Consider the following 16,127-nt stretch of genomic DNA (forward strand, 5'->3'; position numbering starts at 1 on the left):
GCACTGAAACTTCCGCCGTCGAACGGCGGCATTACTTGATCCCTAACATAGGGTTGCGCCAAGCCCTTGCCAAGGCAAACCGCATCGCCGCATGTCTTTTCCGTCTATAGGGCCGAAAACGGGCGCCGCCTATAGGCTTCACGTCCAAAAGCGATCGAAAGACGATCTGCGAATGTGAGGTCAAATCGTGTCAAAAAGCGGTCGAACGGCGCAAGATAAGGCACGACCGCGACCGATACCGGCTTTGCCCCCTCTGCCGTCACGATCAGCGGCATCGCTGCCCGAGCGCGCTGCACCGCCCCTTTCGGCAGATTCGGCGGAAAAGCTGTGGCATTTTCCGCTCCGGAGGGATGCACGCTAAGCGGCAGCCGTCCTGAATTGCTGATCTCGAAACGGCCGTCCCAGTTGCCTTTTGCGCCCGGGGGGATCGATATCGGCCCGATGTTGCGGCTTTCCCGCATGAGATAAAGCGCATCGCGGCGCAGATCGAAGACCACGCCGCCAACCGTGCGGCGACCGGAATTGGCGCCATTCACAAATTCGAGAACACGCTCCATCTGCGCGCGCCCAGGCGCGTAAGCCTTGCCGCCGAAGACGGCCGCAAGGCGGGACAACGCATAGGCAACGACCGCTTTGTCAGCCGAAAGGCCGGATCGCTCGACAAGACAAAGCGCATTCGCATGGATGGTGACGTGGGCATCAAGCCATGCGGCTGCCCTGCTGGAAAGGGCGATACGATTGACGCCGTCATCCGCGGGCATCGCCCTCGCCTGTTCCTGTGCGAGATCCATGCGCGTCCGGACGCGCTCATACGTCACGTCTTCATTGCTGGGATCGTCGAGCCAGGAAATGCCACGCGCTTCGAGATAGGCTCTGATATCCATCCGCCGGCAGGATAGAAACGGCCTGGCGATCCAGATACGCCGGTCAAACAGCACCTCGTCGGCGATGCCGGTACGGGCGCTGTCCTCATCGTCCGGCCGGCGCTTGCCGCGCATCAGCAGCGTCTCGCGCTGGTCGTCCATCGTGTGGGCGGTGACGATCAGATCGGCGGAAATCTCATCGGCGAGATCGGCAAGCAGACCATAGCGCGCCTCGCGCGCCGCAGCCATGATACCGGTCTTCGGCTTCTCGCCTTCCCAGCGACGGACGAAATGGGAAATGCCGCGCGAGGCGCAGAGTGCGGCGACCTCTCGCGCTTCTTCTGCCGCTTCAGCCCGCAAGCCATGATCTATCGTCGCGGCGGCAAGGGTAACATCTTCGTGAGGATCGGTTTTCAGCCGTTCGGCCAGGGCAATCAGAAGCCCGGTGGAATCGCTGCCGCCCGAAACGGCGACCAGAATATGCGCAGGCTTCGATAGAGAATGAAGAAAATCAGTTGCGGCATCTTCAGGCGTGAGAGCTGCGGCGCCGCCGATCACAGCATCAGCAGACATGGCAATCAGCAGGCAAGCCGCTTCTCTTCGCTGGCAACCTTGCCGGTCACGGCCTTGGAAGCCTTGGGATAACGCTTGGTCACTTCGCGAAGGGTGGCGCAGGCCGTATCCTTGTTATCAAGCGCCGCAAGCGACATGCCGAGCTTCAAGAGCATTTCCGGCGCCTTTTCGGAACCGCTATACTTCTGATGCGCGTTCAGAAATGTCTTGGCGGCATCATTGTACTTTCCCTGCGAGTAAAGGGCCTCGCCGAGCCAGAAATTCGCGTCAGCAGCCCGCGCGCTGCTCGGATAGCTTTCGATATACTGGCGGAACTCCTGTTCGGCGACACTATAGTCGCCGGACAGGACGTGGCCATAGGCAGCCTTGTACTGGTCGCTCTCGTTGCCGAGCGAAGCGGTCTGCGTGCTGGAGCCGGCACTCGGCGCAGCACCCGAACCATTGCTGGCCCCCGACATCGACGAGCCAAGCTGGTTTCCGCTCTGGTCGAACTGGATGGAGCCGAGCTGGCTCGGCGGCTTGCCGCCGCCGCTCCCCTGCTGGGAAGCGACATCGTTATTCTGCGAATCGCCGATGACGCCGGCAATATCATCCTGCTGGCCGCCGGAGCTCTGCGCCGGAGCATCGGCCTCGCTCTTCTTCATCGTCGCCCCGGCTGCGGGTGCGCTGCCGCCGCGCTTTTCAAGCTGCTGGAAGCGGAATTCGTTGTCTTCCTGCGTCTTGCGGATCTGTTCCTGCATCTGCAGCAGCTGATAGCTCATTTCCTCGACGCGGCCGTTCAGCTGGCGCATCTGGTCTTCGAGCTGCTGCAGGCGAACTTCGGCGTCGCTGTTTTGAACTTTGACGACGGGTGCCTGACCGTATTGTGCTTGTCTCTGATCCGCATTGTTTTGAGCCGGCTGCGCGGAAGCATCGCGGCCCCCGAGGTGCATTCCAAACAGCGACAAGGCAGAAGCATCGCGCTCACTACCAGCAAAGGCAGCGAGACAAAGCATGCTCGCCACGACAAGTTTTCTCATATGGATCGTCCTGTCTCATTGATTCTTCGGGCCAGGGGGCTCGAACAGGAGATTTTTACAATTGCTCTCAAAAAGCAACGGAGTTCGGCCAAAGTGTGGTCAAAAAAGTAAAGGCGACCATGTGGCCGCCTTTATACATCTCGACCGGCCGTTTGACCTATCAGGAGCCGGCGCCGTTGAGCACGGTGACGGCGCGACGGTTCTGCGACCAGCAGGAAATATCGTCGCAGGTGGCAACCGGACGTTCCTTGCCGTAGGAGATCGTCTTCATGCGCTTGGCCGGAACACCGCGCGAAGCGAGATAGTCCTTGGCCGCAGCCGCACGGCGGGCACCGAGAGCCAGGTTGTACTCGCGCGTACCGCGTTCGTCGGCATGGCCTTCGACGGTGATCGCGTAGTTCGGATAGCGGGCGAGCCACTGCGCCTGACGATCGAGCGTCTGGGCGGCATCGGCGCGGATCGAGGTGCTGTCCGTGTCGAAGAAGATGCGGTCGCCGACATTGACCGTGAAATCCTGCGGCGAACCAGGAGCAGCATTGCCGGCACCGTTCAGGCCAAGACCGTTGGCATCGTTCGGCAGACCCTTCTTGGAGGCGCAGCCGGCCAACGAAAGGCCAACGAAAAGCGCGATCATGATCGGGTTGCGGGCAAGGTTCTGCATGTGGCCAACGGCCGGGGTTGCGATGCGGCTCATGGCCGGTCTCTCCTTAAGTCTCTATCAGGGTTGCCAGACTGTAACCGAATTCGGTTAATCCGATTCCAACAAGTATGGTTAATAATGTCCTAAAATTGTCGCGAAACGGTCAACTCACAGGACTTTGCGGCGATAAAGTGGCAAGTGCCGAACTACTCGAGAAGCGGCGACCATGCCGGGTCGGAAGCGAAGCCCGGGGTCGGGATCTTCTGCTCGTTGTAGCCGGTCAGATCGATGGAGTAGAGCTGCGGGCCGCCTGCACCGGCCGGCTGGCGGAAGAACATGATGACGCGGCCGTTCGGCGCCCAGGTCGGGCCTTCGTTGTGGAAGCCCGTGGTCAGCAGGCGCTCGCCCGAACCGTCCGTCTTCATGACGCCGATGGAGAAGCTTCCGCCGGACTGCTTGGTGAAGGCGATGAGATCGCCGCGCGGCGACCAGACCGGCGTCGAATACGAACCGTCGCCGAAGGAAATGCGGCGCTGGTTGGAGCCATCGGCGCCCATCACGTAGATCTGCGGCTTCCCGCCGCGGTCGCTTTCGAAGGCGATCTGCGTGCCGTCGGGCGAATAGGACGGCGAGGTGTCGATGGCGGCCGTGGAGGTCAGGCGCGTCGTGGTGCGCGAGCGCAGGTCCATCGTATAGATGTTGGCGTTGCCTTCCTGCTGCAGGCTCATGATGACACGCTGGCCATCTGGCGAGAAGCGCGGCGAGAAGGTCATGCCGGGGAAATTGCCGACCAGTTCGCGCTGGCCCGTCTGCAGCTGCAGCAGGTAAACGCGCGGCTGCTGGTTGGCGAAGGACATGTAGGTCACTTCCTGCCGGTTGGGCGAGAAGCGCGGCGTCAGCACGAGATCGCTGCCGTCGGTCAGCATGCGCACGTTGGCGCCGTCTTGGTCCATGATGCCGAGCTGCGTCTTGCGGGCCGTCTTCGGGCCGCTTTCCGCAACGAAGACGACGCGCGTGTCGAAGTAGCCCTTCTCGCCGGTGATCTTCTGGTAGATCGCATCGGCGATGATATGGGCGACGCGGCGCCAGTTGTCCGGCTGGGCAAAGAACTGCTGGCCGATCATCTGGCTGTTGCCGAACGTGTCCCACAGGCGGAATTCGGCGCGAAGGCGGCCGCCTTCCTGCGTCACGCGGCCGGTCACCAGCGCCTGCGCGTTGATCGACGTCCAGTCCTGGAAGCGCGGGGTCGAATCCGGATTGGTGATCTTCTCGATGAAGGCCTGCTTGTTGATCGGCGCGAACAGGCCGGAACGCTGCAGGTCGGCGGCGATCACGCCCGAAATCTGCTGGCCGAGCGTATCATTCGACAGAAGGTCGGTGATAGCGATCGGCATGGGCTGGACATTGCCCTTGTTGATGTTGAGCTCGACCACGGCATAGGCCGGAGTTGCGAGAACTGCCGTCAGGCCTGCCAGCACCAGCAGGAGACGAACGAGGGAGTTTCTGATCATATGTGCCAAGCCTTTCAGCATTAATTCGTCAGATAGCCGGTTCGAAGTTGATGGTGACTTCTTTCCAGTCGTCATATTGATCTATTGGCAGATTATTGAACGGGGCAGCCCGGAGCACGGCTCGCATCGCAGCTGCCGCCATGGCTTGCTGCGTCCCCTTGGGGCCGCCGGTCACGGTAACCTTCGGCTCGCCCACAATCTTTCCGCTTCGGCTGAGCCTGAGATGCACCCGGACGCGGACATCTTTCGCTCCCTCCATGCCCGGAGGTATGTTCCAGTTCTTGGCGACGTCCTCGCGCAGGCGGCCACCGGCCGAATTTCCAGGCTGCTGCGTAGCGCTTGCAGCCCGCACTGACGCGGAACCAGCCAACATCATCCCGAAGGCCACAAGCAGGCTCAGGCCGATACGGGGACAGTGGTTCGTCGAAAGCTGCATTCCCCGCATCACAGCCCCAAGTCTCTGGGATCGAAGTTCAGCACCAGCTCGTTCCAGCCGTCCGCGCCATCATATTTGTCCGGTGGCAACAATCCTCCGGCATTCACTTCCTTTTGCAAATCGGGACGGCTTTTCAGCACCGCACGCTCTGCCGCGCCCCTTAGCGCTTGCTGCGTTGTAGCCGGGCCGCCGCTGACGGAGACTTCCGGCTCGCCGACAATCTGGCCTGACTTATCGAGACGAACATGAACCTTAATAGTGACATCGCTTGCCCCTTCCATCCCGGGGATGACATTCCAGTTCTTACCAATCAGATCGCGCAAACCGTCCTTCTGGCTCTGGCTGAGCTTGCCGCCGCCAAGCGATCTCATGCCGCCGGGCGAAGCGACCGGCGTATCGGCGCCTGCTGAAGCCTGCTGCGAGGAGCGCTTCGCGCCGCCCTTCGACGACGTGTTGTTCAGAACATTGGCGATCTCGTCGGCAAGACCATCGTCCAGACCCTTGTTGGGCCCTTTCGGAGTGTCGCGTTTCTTGTCAGCGTCCTTCTTGCCATCATCGGGCGATGTGGTCTTACTCGTGCTCTGCGTCGTCGTCTTGTCCGTCGGCTTGGCGTCGGCCACCTTCACGTCCGGCTTCGGCGTCGGCTTGACGTCGGGCTTCTGCTCCACGGTCTTCGGCGGCGTCGGCTGCGGCTTCACATCCGGCACGGGAACATTGTTCGGCACCGGAATTTCAGCCTGTTGCGTAGGCTGTTCGGTCGGTGGCGGGGTCGGCGTTGCGTCGGCCTTCGGCGTCGGCGGTGGCGGCGTGGGATCGGTCTTCGGCGGGGTCGGCGTCACATCCGGCTTCTGCTGCGGAACGGCGGCCACTTCCTTCGGCGCGGCCTCCGTTTCCTTCTGCTCGATCGTCTTGACGTCATTCGGCCGAGGATCGTTCTGCGGAACGGGCACATCGACCTTCTTCGGCGCTAGCGCTGCCGTATCGCTCTCCGGCCGCTGGGTCGGCACGACCGGGTTCTTGATATCGACGTTGTTCTCGCCGACGTTCTGAGCATTGGCGACCTGGTCCTGCTTCGTGGTCTGCTTGCGCGAGACGTGATCCGTCACCGGCGCCTTCTTCTCGCCCTGCTGGAGCTGATCCGCCTGCACGATATCGACATCCATCGCCGTGCTTTCCGGCGTCTCAAGCGGCGCCGGCGCACTCAGCGTCACCATGGCGCCGATCAGCACCAGGATGTGAAAGACAGCAGATGTAGCAAGACTGCGCTTCATGTCGGTTCGTCAGTGATCCGTTGTCTGCTGCTGCGTGACCAGACCGATGTTCTTGTAACCGGCCTCCTGGATGCGCGACATGACGTCGGCGATCACGCCGTAAGGCGCCTTGCCGTCGCCACGCACGAAAATGCGCTCGTTATAGCCAGTGGTCGCGATCGCCTGCAGCTTCGCGGCGATTTCGGCGACGTCGATCTGCGTTTCCTGCAGGAACACCTGGCCATCGGCCTTGATCGAAATGGTGATGGGCTGGGTCTGGGCGTTGAGCGCGCCTGCCTGCGTCTGCGGCAGATCGATCGGAACACCCGACGTCATCATCGGCGCCGCCACCATGAAGATGATCAGCAGCACGAGCATGACGTCGACCAGCGGCGTCACGTTGATATCGGCGATCGGGCCGCCCCGGCCTCCGCCGCGACGACCGCCCCGGCGGCCACCGCCGCCACCCTTGCCTCCAACAGACATTGCCATATGAACTACTCCGGTTCTGTCCGCTACTTACTGAGCCGCCTGGCGGGGCTGCAGCTTCTCATCGATCTGGCGCGAAAGAATGGCGGAGAATTCATCCGCAAAACCTTCCATGCGCGCCGAAAGCTTGCCGGCGTCACCAGAAAACTTGTTGTAGGCGATAACCGCCGGAATAGCCGCGACCAGACCAATAGCGGTTGCCAGCAACGCTTCCGCGATACCCGGCGCGACGACCGCAAGGTTGGTCGACTTCGAGCCGGCGATCGCCTGGAACGAGGTCATGATACCGACGACCGTACCGAAGAGACCGATGAACGGGCCGGCGGAACCGATGGTGGCGAGCGAGCCAAGGCGGGCGATCAGATGCTCCGATTCACGCGCCAGGGTGACGTCCATGGCGCGGTCGATACGCATCTGCAGGCCGATCGGCGAACGCGCGCCGCGCTCAAAGGACTTCTTCCATTCGCGCATGGCCGCGACGAAGATGGCGCTGAGGCCGGTGTTGTTGCGCTCAGAAAGCGTGCGGTAAAGCTCTTCGAGCGACTGGCCAGACCAGAAGACCTGCTCGAAGTGATCGAACTGGCGGCGCGCTCGCGCGTAGCTCAGATATTTGTCGATGACGATCGCCCAGGTCCATACGGACGCTGCCAGCAGACCGATCATGACGAGCTTGACCACCAAGCCCGCCTGCATGAAGAGCGACCAGAGCGTGATGTCCGGTGTGGTGGCCGCCGCCAATGCTACTTGTTCCATTGATCCAAAATCCCCGAATCCAAACGCCCGGCGCTAGACCGGGCGGCTAAAAGTGATCTCACAAGAAATGTTTGGCAGCCGCCGCTGAACGCCCTGGTCAAGCCTTCCAAGCTTACAACTGCCTTCTTGCCGTCAAATTTGGTCAAAGGAAGGCGTGCACCGCACAAACTCCGACATAACCAGTAAGACACTATTATGGTTAAAAGAATGTTAGCGTCGAAACATGAAGGATTTAACGGCGGCGGCAGTTATTCTAGCTCCAGGGAAGAACTGACCGGACGAAACCGGCGACAAACGCAGACAGATCTTGCGTGCCGAATTCCTTCACATAAAACTCAAGTTATTGCAAGGCGGCTGTTGACAATCGCAATATCTTTGCAAGCAGCCGACGACGGACGCGGGCAAGGCCCCTTCGCCTAGCCGGCGTTTTCCGATGCCGCCAGCATCTGCGCCGCCAGCTTTTCCGGAAGCCGGCGCGGGCGGCCCTTCGCGTTGATGACGGCGATGATGACCTTGGCTGCGATCAGCAGCGTATCCTCGCGCCTTATCTCCTGCGACAGCACCATCTTGGCGCCGCCGGCCTTTTCGGTGACCGTCCGGATCGTCAGCACGTCGTCCATGCGCGCCGGCCCCTTGAAGTCGATTTCCATGCGATGGACGACGAAAACCAGCCCTTCCTCATCGGCATTCAGCAGCTCGCGCTGTTCCACGCCGAGACAGCGCAGATAGTCCGTGCGCCCCCGCTCGAGGAAATGCAGATAGCGCGCGTGATAGACGAGGCCGGAAAAATCCGTATCCTCATAGTAGACTCGCTGCACCAGCCGGTGGCTGCCGGCTTCCAGTTCCCCAGCTATCAGAAAGGGGCTGTTCATCGTTGCCGCATCTCCTTGAATGTCCGGCATCTCTTTGGCCGAAGTTCTGCCATCAAGCAAGCTTTGAACAATTGTCATAAACTCCGACTATCCGGAATGGTGCCGGCTAGCGGATCGGCGCAGAAGGAAAACTCTCATGAAAATAGCGGTTATGGGCGGCGACGGATTCATCGGTTGGCCGACTTCGCTCCATCTCTCCGACGCCGGTCATGAGGTCCACATTCTCGACAATCTCTCGCGCCGATGGATCGACACGGAGCTTGGCGTCCAATCGCTGACACCGATGGATTCGATCCAGGAACGCACCCGCATCTGGCACGCCGAAACCGGGCGCCGCACCCATTTCAACCTCATCGACCTCGCCAAGGACTATGAGCTTCTGAAGAAGTGGCTGGCCGAGCATCGCCCCGATGCGATCGTGCATTTCGCCGAGCAGCGCGCCGCGCCCTATTCGATGAAGAGCGACCGCCACAAGAACTACACGGTCAACAACAACGTCAACGCCACGCACAATCTCCTGAACGCGCTGGTCGAACTCAATCTCGACGCGCATCTCGTGCATCTCGGCACGATGGGCGTCTACGGCTATTCGACGATCGGCGCTGCGATCCCCGAAGGCTACCTGCCCGTCGGCATCGAGACCACCGATGGCCGCACCGTCAGCCAGGAGATCCTTTATCCGGCCAATCCCGGCTCGATCTACCATATGACGAAATGCCTCGATCAGTTGCTCTTCCAGTTCTATGCCAAGAACGACGGGCTCAGGATCACCGACCTGCATCAGGGCATCGTCTGGGGCACGCATACGCAGCAGACGCGCCGGCATGAGCAGCTGATCAATCGTTTCGACTATGACGGCGACTACGGCACGGTGCTTAACCGCTTCCTCATCCAGGCGGCGATCGGCTATCCCTTGACGGTGCACGGCACCGGCGGTCAGACCCGCGCCTTCATCCACATCCAGGATTCCGTGCGCTGCATCGAACTTGCCCTGAAGAACCCGCCGGCCCGCGGCGCTCGCGTCGAAATCTTCAACCAGATGACGGAAACGCATCGCGTGCGCGATCTTGCCGACATGATCGCCAAGATGAGCGGCGCGGAAGTCGTCCGCCTGCCCAACCCGCGCAAGGAAGCCCCCGAGAACGAACTGATCGTCAAGAACGACAAGTTCCTCGGCCTCGGCCTGGCGCCGATCACGCTGGAAGCCGGCCTGCTCAACGAAATCGTCGATGTCGCCAAGAAATATGCCTACCGCGTCGACCGCTCGCGCGTTCCGGCCGTTTCCGCCTGGACCAAGGATCTCGCCGCGACGGTCAATCACGATCCCGAAGGCAAGAGGTTGAAGTCCGTGTCATGATGCCGGGAAGCGAAATGCTGCAGGGGCTACGCCCGCAAACCCGCCCTCGCTCCGGCCAGGCATTCGTGACGCTCGTCACGAATGCGGATTACGCCATGGGTGCGCTGGCGCTCGCCCGCTCGATCGTTCACAGCGGCACGAAGGCCGATATCGTCGTGCTTCATACGGCGGGGGTCTGCGAAGAAGACCTCGCTCCGCTGACGGCACTCGACTGCCGGCTGGTCGAAGTCGAGCACCTGCCGCTGTCGGACGCGTTCAACGAGCGGCATGCCCGCGGCAATCTTCATGCGGCCGCCCCCTTCACCAAGGGCCGCAAGCCTTCCTTTCACACGCCGCTCGACAATTTCTGCAAGCTGCGGCTCTGGCAGTTGATCGAATACGACACCTGCGTCTTCATCGATGCGGATGCGCTGGTCTTGAAGAATGTCGATCGCCTGTTCGACTATCCGGAATTCTCCGCTGCGCCGAACGTCTACGAAAGCCTCGCCGATTTCCATCGGCTGAACTCGGGCGTCTTCGTCGCCAAGCCGTCGCTGGCGACCTTCCGGCACATGCTGGAGCAGCTCGATCGCCCCGATGTCTTCTGGCGGCGCACGGATCAGACCTTTCTCGAGACATTCTTCCCGGATTGGCACGGGCTGCCTGTGTTCATGAACATGCTGCAATATGTCTGGTTCAGCATGCCCGCGCTCTGGGACTGGAACAGTGTCTCGATCCTGCACTATCAGTATGAGAAGCCCTGGGAGGAAAACCACCCCAAGGCCGAGCAGCTGAGACCGCTGATCGAGCTGTGGCATAGCTTCCATACCGGCCGGAACATGCCTGATATCGCAACGCTCGCAAATCCGAGAGCGGCGGCATGAAAATCCTCATTTCGGGCGGAACGGGCCTCGTCGGCCGGTACATCGCCGAGGAGCTGCTGTCGGCCGGATACAAGGTTGCGATCGGCGGGCGCAACCCGCCGCCAAAAGGTCTTTTCCCGCAGCCCATCGCCTATGTTCCCATGAGTCTCGATCCATCGGAAAACCAGAGCTGTGCTTTCGACGATGCCTATTTTTTCGTGCATGCGGCCTTCAGCCATGTCGCCGGCAGGTATCGCGGCGGCGAAGGTGACGATCCGGAAAGCTTTCGCCGGCTCAATCTCGCAGGCACCGTCAAGCTGTTCGAGACGGCTAGGAAAGCCGGCATTCGCCGCTGCATCTTCCTTTCCTCCCGCGCCGTCTATGGCGACGGGATTGCCGGCGAGGCATTGACCGAAGCGATGAAGCCCACGCCGAACACACTCTACGGCGAGGTGAAGCGCGACGCCGAGCATGCGCTCTTCTCCCTGTCAGCACCCGGCTTCGTGACCGCGAGTCTGAGGGCGACGGGCGTCTATGGCGACCTCAGGCCCAACAAATGGGACGAGCTGTTCGATGACTATCTGAACGGCAGGCCCGTTCCGTCCCGCGCCGGAACCGAAGTTCACGGCCGCGACCTCGGCCGCGCCCTCCGACTTTTGCTGGAAACGGAAGCAGGCCGGATAGACCGCGAAGCCTTCAACCTGTCGGATATTCTGACCGATACGCACGAAATCCTCGGGCATCTTCAGAACGCGACGAACTGTCCCCACGCACTGCCCGCATCCGCGCAGCAGGGCGCGGTCCGCGCCATGGATACCTCGAAGATCCGCGCGCTCGGATGGCAGGGCGGCGGAAAAACCTTGCTGCGGCAAACGATAGAGGCACTGGCAAAATCAACACCGCGACCCACCGGCGTCAGCGCATCAGTGTCATCTCGTCCCAATTGAGCGCGGCCAGTTCCTCGCCTCTGAACCGCGCATCGTCAGCGACGATGAATTCATCGAGCTGCGGCGGTGCAGCGCTGGTTCCCGAAAGCATGGCGTGAACCTGGCCGCGGTGATGCGTCTGATGCTGGAACAGATGGTTCAGCACGTCGTCCGCCCTCTCCCGCTGGATGCGGCCCGTACGTTGGATATCGACAATTCGCGTGGCCCCCTCCGGCGTCAGCCGTTCGCAGAAGGCCACCAGACGGCGATCGACCTCCGCCTGCTCCCGGCTCAATTCGTCGAGACGATCATAGGGCTCGTCAAGCTCAAAAGCCTTCAGGCCCAGGGTGCCGCCTTCCAGTGCGTCGACATAGAACCAGTCCACCGTCAGGATGTGACTGAGGGTCGCCTTGATCGACGGAAAGAAGCTGACGCGCTTCGCTTCGAACTCGCCGGGCCGCAGCGACGCACAGGCCCGATGCAGACGGACGGTCGCCAAGGCGTTGTTGTAGGCAAGCTTGCGAAAGCCGCGGACCGGATCGAAAGCGGACATGGAGCCTCCTCGCTAAAGCATGCAGCGGTTTTGCGACAACGACACGCGAAACATCAAAAGCCTGAAGCGAACGAAGCAACACAGAAAAATTGCGACACGCTTCAGGCCCTGTCGAGATCGCCATCCCGCCAGACCAGATGACGAGAGGTCGACGGCAGGTTCTCGATTTCCTCGGCGATGAAATAGGGCGGGATGTCGAGCGCAACCAGCGCCTCGCGCGTGGCCCGCGCCCATTTGAACTCCAGATCGTTGTCGCCGTCCTGGATGCGATGCACGATCCGCTCGGGATCGAAGGGAAAACCGGCAGGAATATCCATCAGGTAGTAGAGACCGAGCTCATGCCAGTCCAGCTGCTCGTAGTGGAAGAAATTCTCGACAGACCAGAGGAGACGCCCGACGGTAACATCAACGCCGAGCTCTTCCATCATCTCCCGCCGCAGGGTCTCTTCGGACGTCTCGCCGACCTCCGCACGTCCGCCGGGAAAGGTCCAGAAGGTTTCATGCACGGCGCGATGCACCAATACATGGCCGTCGCGAAATCCGAGCCCGGCAACCCGCACCTGAAAGCGCGTGCGACCGGCATTCAATCTGATGAGCTTGCGTTTCGGCATGATCCCCTATCCCACGTCGATCACGACGATCTCAGGCGGAACGCCGAAGCGGACCGGCGCGATGGAGCAGCCGAGGCCGCCGGATACGATGATATGGCGCTCCTCCTCCACGATATGGCCGTAGACGTACCTGTCGCCATAGCGCGAGGGCGAATAGGGCGACCAGCCGAAAATCCTGACCTGGCCGCCATGCGTGTGCCCCGAAAGCGTAAGCGACACTCGAGACGGCACCGCGGGAAAGATATCGGGCTCATGAGCGAGCAGGATGACCGGCGCGGCGTCACCGACCTGCTCCAACGTGCCGCCGAGATCATCGAGCCCCGAGGTAAAGGGGCGCTTCCATCGCATGCTCCGCCGCAGGGCGAGTTGATCTTCGACGCCGGCAAGCCAGAACCCCTGTCCGTCCTTTTCCAGACGCGCGGCGCGGTTGGAATAGACCTCGATGCCGACAGCCGCCAATGCCCGATGACTGAACGTCGGCCCGTGGCCGGTTCTTTGGGCAGTCGCGTCATGCCACCAGTCATGATTGCCGAGAATGGCGTGGACGCCGAGCGGTGCCTTCAACTTTCCCAGCTCCGCCGCCCAGATGCTATGATCGACGCGTGCGGTAATGAGATCGGTTCCCGACGTATAATCGCCCAGCAGCACGATGATATCGGCGCCGAGATCGTTGGCATGCGCGCAGATCGAGCCGATGCGCTCGGCCGTCATCCACGGTTCGCAGGCATGGAAATCGGCAAGCGCGACGATCCTGAGCTTGAGCCCCGGTGTCCATCCCGGCGGCGTCACCGCGTAGCGCGTCACATCCAGGCGGATGACCGGCTCATATCCAAGGGCATATCCTCCGAGTGCCATCAAACCGAAAACGCTGCCGCCGAAAAGCTTCAGGAAGGCGCGACGGCCAAGCATTCAGTCCCCCTCCTGGAACAGCCGGAACTGGGCCGCCTCCAGATCCTTGGGCGGCTGCAGGCCGAGATGTTTCCAGGCAATCGCGGTCAGGACACGGCCTCGCGGCGTGCGCTGAATGAAACCCTGCTGGATCATGTAGGGCTCGATAATGTCCTCGATCGCATCGCGCGGTTCGGACAGACCGGCCGCAATGGTCTCGATACCGACGGGACCGCCACCGAAATTGACCGCGATCATGTTGAGATAGCGCTTGTCGAGCTGATCGAAACCGACATTGTCGACCAGAAGCCGCGTCAGTGCCTCGTCGGCGATTACCCGCGTCACCGCTTCGACCTTGGCGACCTCCGCGAAATCGCGCACGCGGCGCAGCAGGCGGCCGGCGATGCGCGGTGTGCCGCGGGCGCGGCGTGCAATCTCGCGCGCGCCTTCGTCGGTCATGCCGAGGCCCATCAGCCTGGCGCCGCGCCGGACGATCGACTCCAGTTCTTCGACCGTATAGAAACTCAGCCGCACCGGGATGCCGAAGCGGTCACGCAGCGGCGTCGTCAGCAGCCCGAGGCGCGTCGTTGCAGCGACGAGCGTGAACTTGGCGAGATCGATCTTCACCGAACGCGCCGCCGGCCCCTCGCCGATGATCAGATCGAGCTGGAAATCCTCCATGGCCGGATAAAGGATTTCCTCGACGGCCGGATTGAGGCGGTGGATTTCGTCGATGAAGAGCACGTCGCGCTCCTCGAGATTGGTGAGCAGCGCCGCCAGGTCGCCGGCCTTGGCGATGACGGGACCGGAGGTCGAGCGGAAATTGACTCCGAGCTCCTTGGCCATGATCTGCGCCAGCGTCGTCTTGCCGAGGCCGGGCGGGCCGACGAACAGCACATGGTCCAGCGCCTCGCCGCGCCCCTTGGCGGCCTCGATGAAGACCTTCAGGTTGGCGCGTGCTTCCGCCTGGCCGGTGAATTCGTCCAGCGATTGCGGCCTGAGAGTCGCATCGATGTCTTCGCCCCGCTTTTCCGGCGATATCAGACGTGCGGCTTCACTCATGTCAGAGGTTCCATTCCCGATATGCGTTTTGCGTCTCTCGCGCCGGAGGCGGCATCCGTTCGGCCGCGCTCAAAATAGCCTTCGACGAAAGAGCATCGCAAGTCGATCTCCCGACTTTGAGACAATAGTAAGGAACGCGGAAGCTGCAAAGCCTCACCGCGAGAGTTCCTTGAGGCCGAAGCGGATCAGCTTGGCGCTGTCGGCGCCCTCGCCGGCCGTCTTCATCGCCGCCGCTATGGCATTGGCCGCCTGATCGCGGGAGTAGCCGAGATTGGTCAGCGCCGAAACGGCATCGGCAACGGGTGCCGAGGCGACCCCTTCGCCCAGCTCCTGCTTGAACCCGATATTGGCGGCATCGCCGGCAAAGGCCGGCGCCTTGTTCTTGAGTTCGGTCACGATGCGCATCGCAACCTTCGGGCCGACGCCCGGCGCCCGCGAAACGGCGGCACGGTCCTGCAACGCGATCGCATTCGCAAGCTCGGCAGGCGTCAGCGTCGACAGCAGAGCCAGCGCCACTTTCGCACCGACGCCCTGAACCGTCTGCACGATGTTGAACCACTCGCGTTCCAGCGCGCTCATGAAACCGAACAGCCGGATCTGATCCTCACGGACATAGGTCTCGATAAAGAGAACACAGGCCTCGCCGACGGAACCGAGCTTCGATAGCGTGCGGGCCGAGCAATAGGCGACGTAGCAGACCCCATGCACATCCACGAGCACATAGTCTTCGCCGATCTCTTCGATTGTGCCTTTCAGCTTGCCGATCATGGGTGAGGTCCGTCAGGGATGGGTTTCGGGGGAAATGAGGTCAATCGAAGGAAAATAGGATCGGTAGCGGGAGGCATCTCGTGTCAGCAGCCTGTGCCTTCGCCATTCGGCATGGGCGCCGATCAGAAAGTCCGGAAGCGTCCGTTCCCGTTGCCCACCGGCAAGCCGATAGAGGCGATGCGCCTTGCCTGCTCGAAAAGCCGCCTCAAAGGGTATGGCTTCACGCTTCATCTCAAGCCAGGACAAGGCAATCGTCAACTCCTCCTCGCCCAAGGACGATGCGGCGAGCTCCGACCAGACGACCGGGCTGATGACAAGGTCGCCCTCGCCAATGCATTGCTTCAAAAGCTTTGCCGACCATTGCCGCCGGATCGAAGCCGGGCCGAGGATATCGATGAAGATATTGGTATCAACGAGGGTCGACGTCGTCACGCGGACCTCTCAGAAACTCCATGAATTCGTCGGTCGTCATGCCATCGAGATCGATCGTACCCCTGACACGTTCCAGCCAATCGTCGAAATCGCGAATGGCCGGCTCCGATGCCTCGGCGATCTTTACCAGCATCGCACCATTGCCCGACGCGATGAAATCAACCTCGGAGCCTGGACGAATGCCAAGCCTGTCCCGAACTTCCTTCGGGATGGTCACCTGACCTTTTTCTGTCACACGCATGGTAATACCTCTTCAGTAATACCTAGCGGGCAAATCAGAAC

At 61.5% G+C, this 16,127-nt stretch carries 19 protein-coding genes; 3 read left to right on the forward strand and 16 right to left on the reverse strand.

The window, feature by feature from the left end:
* Positions 1 to 104: 104 nt before the first annotated feature.
* The 9 genes from tilS to ybgC all read right to left on the reverse strand — a co-directional run bounded on the left by tilS (position 105) and on the right by ybgC (position 8,406).
* Complete coding sequence (gene tilS / locus GR212_RS11240; RefSeq protein WP_163986584.1) at positions 105 to 1,436, reverse strand: tRNA lysidine(34) synthetase TilS; 1,332 nt, start codon at positions 1,434 to 1,436, stop codon at positions 105 to 107.
* Between the two features lie 5 nt (positions 1,437 to 1,441).
* The gene (gene ybgF / locus GR212_RS11245; RefSeq protein WP_163986585.1) at positions 1,442 to 2,455 is read right to left on the reverse strand and encodes a tol-pal system protein YbgF; all 1,014 of its coding nucleotides are present in this window, start codon (positions 2,453 to 2,455) and stop codon (positions 1,442 to 1,444) included.
* 160 nt (positions 2,456 to 2,615) lie between these two features.
* Positions 2,616 to 3,149, reverse strand: coding sequence for a peptidoglycan-associated lipoprotein Pal (gene pal, locus GR212_RS11250; RefSeq protein ID WP_163986587.1), 534 nt, complete (start codon positions 3,147 to 3,149; stop codon positions 2,616 to 2,618).
* Between the two features lie 152 nt (positions 3,150 to 3,301).
* On the reverse strand, positions 3,302 to 4,606 hold the full coding sequence (tolB, locus tag GR212_RS11255; protein WP_163986588.1) for a Tol-Pal system beta propeller repeat protein TolB: 1,305 nt from the start codon (positions 4,604 to 4,606) through the stop codon (positions 3,302 to 3,304).
* Between the two features lie 28 nt (positions 4,607 to 4,634).
* The gene (locus GR212_RS11260) at positions 4,635 to 5,042 is read right to left on the reverse strand and encodes a TonB C-terminal domain-containing protein (protein ID WP_163986590.1); all 408 of its coding nucleotides are present in this window, start codon (positions 5,040 to 5,042) and stop codon (positions 4,635 to 4,637) included.
* A gap of 8 nt (positions 5,043 to 5,050) precedes the next feature.
* A complete protein-coding gene (locus GR212_RS11265) occupies positions 5,051 to 6,313 on the reverse strand; it encodes a hypothetical protein (protein WP_163986592.1) in 1,263 nt (420 codons plus the stop codon).
* Positions 6,314 to 6,322: 9 nt separating this feature from the next.
* A complete protein-coding gene (tolR, locus tag GR212_RS11270; RefSeq protein ID WP_163986594.1) occupies positions 6,323 to 6,784 on the reverse strand; it encodes a protein TolR in 462 nt (153 codons plus the stop codon).
* 27 nt (positions 6,785 to 6,811) lie between these two features.
* Complete coding sequence (gene tolQ / locus GR212_RS11275; protein ID WP_163986596.1) at positions 6,812 to 7,534, reverse strand: protein TolQ; 723 nt, start codon at positions 7,532 to 7,534, stop codon at positions 6,812 to 6,814.
* A 416-nt stretch (positions 7,535 to 7,950) separates the two neighbouring features.
* Positions 7,951 to 8,406 (reverse strand): tol-pal system-associated acyl-CoA thioesterase, encoded by a 456-nt coding sequence (gene ybgC, locus GR212_RS11280; protein WP_163986598.1) that lies wholly within the window; start codon positions 8,404 to 8,406, stop codon positions 7,951 to 7,953.
* A 136-nt stretch (positions 8,407 to 8,542) separates the two neighbouring features.
* Between ybgC and GR212_RS11285 the strand changes: the two genes are divergently transcribed.
* Genes GR212_RS11285 through GR212_RS11295 form a run of 3 tightly spaced genes read left to right on the forward strand, consistent with a single transcriptional unit; the run spans position 8,543 to position 11,552 of the window.
* A complete protein-coding gene (locus GR212_RS11285; RefSeq protein ID WP_163986600.1) occupies positions 8,543 to 9,763 on the forward strand; it encodes an NAD-dependent epimerase/dehydratase family protein in 1,221 nt (406 codons plus the stop codon).
* Positions 9,760 to 10,626, forward strand: a complete 867-nt coding sequence (locus GR212_RS11290; protein ID WP_432444361.1) for a glycosyltransferase — start codon at positions 9,760 to 9,762, stop codon at positions 10,624 to 10,626. Before GR212_RS11285 ends, GR212_RS11290 begins: the two co-directional genes overlap by 4 nt.
* On the forward strand, positions 10,623 to 11,552 hold the full coding sequence (locus GR212_RS11295) for an NAD-dependent epimerase/dehydratase family protein (protein ID WP_163986601.1): 930 nt from the start codon (positions 10,623 to 10,625) through the stop codon (positions 11,550 to 11,552). Before GR212_RS11290 ends, GR212_RS11295 begins: the two co-directional genes overlap by 4 nt.
* On the opposite strand, the gene GR212_RS11300 is transcribed toward GR212_RS11295, so the two are convergent.
* From GR212_RS11300 to GR212_RS11330, 7 genes are all read right to left on the reverse strand, one after another.
* Complete coding sequence (locus GR212_RS11300) at positions 11,521 to 12,084, reverse strand: DinB family protein (RefSeq protein ID WP_163986602.1); 564 nt, start codon at positions 12,082 to 12,084, stop codon at positions 11,521 to 11,523. The two genes, GR212_RS11295 and GR212_RS11300, sit on opposite strands and share 32 nt — an antisense overlap.
* A 101-nt stretch (positions 12,085 to 12,185) precedes the next feature.
* Complete coding sequence (locus GR212_RS11305; RefSeq protein ID WP_204326518.1) at positions 12,186 to 12,695, reverse strand: NUDIX hydrolase; 510 nt, start codon at positions 12,693 to 12,695, stop codon at positions 12,186 to 12,188.
* 6 nt (positions 12,696 to 12,701) lie between these two features.
* Positions 12,702 to 13,604, reverse strand: coding sequence for a metallophosphoesterase (locus tag GR212_RS11310; protein ID WP_163986604.1), 903 nt, complete (start codon positions 13,602 to 13,604; stop codon positions 12,702 to 12,704).
* Positions 13,605 to 14,645, reverse strand: coding sequence for a Holliday junction branch migration DNA helicase RuvB (gene ruvB / locus GR212_RS11315; RefSeq protein WP_163986606.1), 1,041 nt, complete (start codon positions 14,643 to 14,645; stop codon positions 13,605 to 13,607). It lies immediately after the preceding gene.
* 153 nt (positions 14,646 to 14,798) lie between these two features.
* The gene (gene ruvA / locus GR212_RS11320) at positions 14,799 to 15,413 is read right to left on the reverse strand and encodes a Holliday junction branch migration protein RuvA (protein ID WP_163986607.1); all 615 of its coding nucleotides are present in this window, start codon (positions 15,411 to 15,413) and stop codon (positions 14,799 to 14,801) included.
* Positions 15,414 to 15,425: 12 nt separating this feature from the next.
* Complete coding sequence (locus GR212_RS11325; protein ID WP_163986609.1) at positions 15,426 to 15,845, reverse strand: PIN domain-containing protein; 420 nt, start codon at positions 15,843 to 15,845, stop codon at positions 15,426 to 15,428.
* Entirely contained in the window at positions 15,823 to 16,086 is a 264-nt protein-coding gene (locus GR212_RS11330) for an AbrB/MazE/SpoVT family DNA-binding domain-containing protein (protein WP_113392888.1), read from the reverse strand. Before GR212_RS11330 ends, GR212_RS11325 begins: the two co-directional genes overlap by 23 nt.
* Positions 16,087 to 16,127: the final 41 nt, after the last annotated feature.

It is taken from the genome of Martinezella lusitana, assembly GCF_010668395.1.
Classification (GTDB): Bacteria; Pseudomonadota; Alphaproteobacteria; order Rhizobiales; family Rhizobiaceae; genus Rhizobium; species Rhizobium lusitanum_A.

Bases quoted from the DNA above. Each gene is read 5' to 3' on its own strand.
- tilS (WP_163986584.1), bottom strand. From the start codon at position 1,436: ATGTCTGCTGATGCTGTGATCGGCGGCGCCGCAGCTCTCACGCCTGAA.
- GR212_RS11310 (WP_163986604.1), bottom strand. From the start codon at position 13,604: ATGCTTGGCCGTCGCGCCTTCCTGAAGCTTTTCGGCGGCAGCGTTTTC.
- tolQ (WP_163986596.1), bottom strand. From the start codon at position 7,534: ATGGAACAAGTAGCATTGGCGGCGGCCACCACACCGGACATCACGCTC.
- GR212_RS11290 (WP_432444361.1), top strand. From the start codon at position 9,760: ATGATGCCGGGAAGCGAAATGCTGCAGGGGCTACGCCCGCAAACCCGC.
- ybgC (WP_163986598.1), bottom strand. From the start codon at position 8,406: ATGAACAGCCCCTTTCTGATAGCTGGGGAACTGGAAGCCGGCAGCCAC.
- GR212_RS11295 (WP_163986601.1), top strand. From the start codon at position 10,623: ATGAAAATCCTCATTTCGGGCGGAACGGGCCTCGTCGGCCGGTACATC.
- ybgF (WP_163986585.1), bottom strand. From the start codon at position 2,455: ATGAGAAAACTTGTCGTGGCGAGCATGCTTTGTCTCGCTGCCTTTGCT.
- tolB (WP_163986588.1), bottom strand. From the start codon at position 4,606: ATGATCAGAAACTCCCTCGTTCGTCTCCTGCTGGTGCTGGCAGGCCTG.
- ruvB (WP_163986606.1), bottom strand. From the start codon at position 14,645: ATGAGTGAAGCCGCACGTCTGATATCGCCGGAAAAGCGGGGCGAAGAC.
- GR212_RS11330 (WP_113392888.1), bottom strand. From the start codon at position 16,086: ATGCGTGTGACAGAAAAAGGTCAGGTGACCATCCCGAAGGAAGTTCGG.
- tolR (WP_163986594.1), bottom strand. From the start codon at position 6,784: ATGGCAATGTCTGTTGGAGGCAAGGGTGGCGGCGGTGGCCGCCGGGGC.
- GR212_RS11285 (WP_163986600.1), top strand. From the start codon at position 8,543: ATGAAAATAGCGGTTATGGGCGGCGACGGATTCATCGGTTGGCCGACT.
- GR212_RS11305 (WP_204326518.1), bottom strand. From the start codon at position 12,695: ATGCCGAAACGCAAGCTCATCAGATTGAATGCCGGTCGCACGCGCTTT.
- GR212_RS11260 (WP_163986590.1), bottom strand. From the start codon at position 5,042: ATGCAGCTTTCGACGAACCACTGTCCCCGTATCGGCCTGAGCCTGCTT.
- ruvA (WP_163986607.1), bottom strand. From the start codon at position 15,413: ATGATCGGCAAGCTGAAAGGCACAATCGAAGAGATCGGCGAAGACTAT.
- GR212_RS11300 (WP_163986602.1), bottom strand. From the start codon at position 12,084: ATGTCCGCTTTCGATCCGGTCCGCGGCTTTCGCAAGCTTGCCTACAAC.
- GR212_RS11265 (WP_163986592.1), bottom strand. From the start codon at position 6,313: ATGAAGCGCAGTCTTGCTACATCTGCTGTCTTTCACATCCTGGTGCTG.
- pal (WP_163986587.1), bottom strand. From the start codon at position 3,149: ATGAGCCGCATCGCAACCCCGGCCGTTGGCCACATGCAGAACCTTGCC.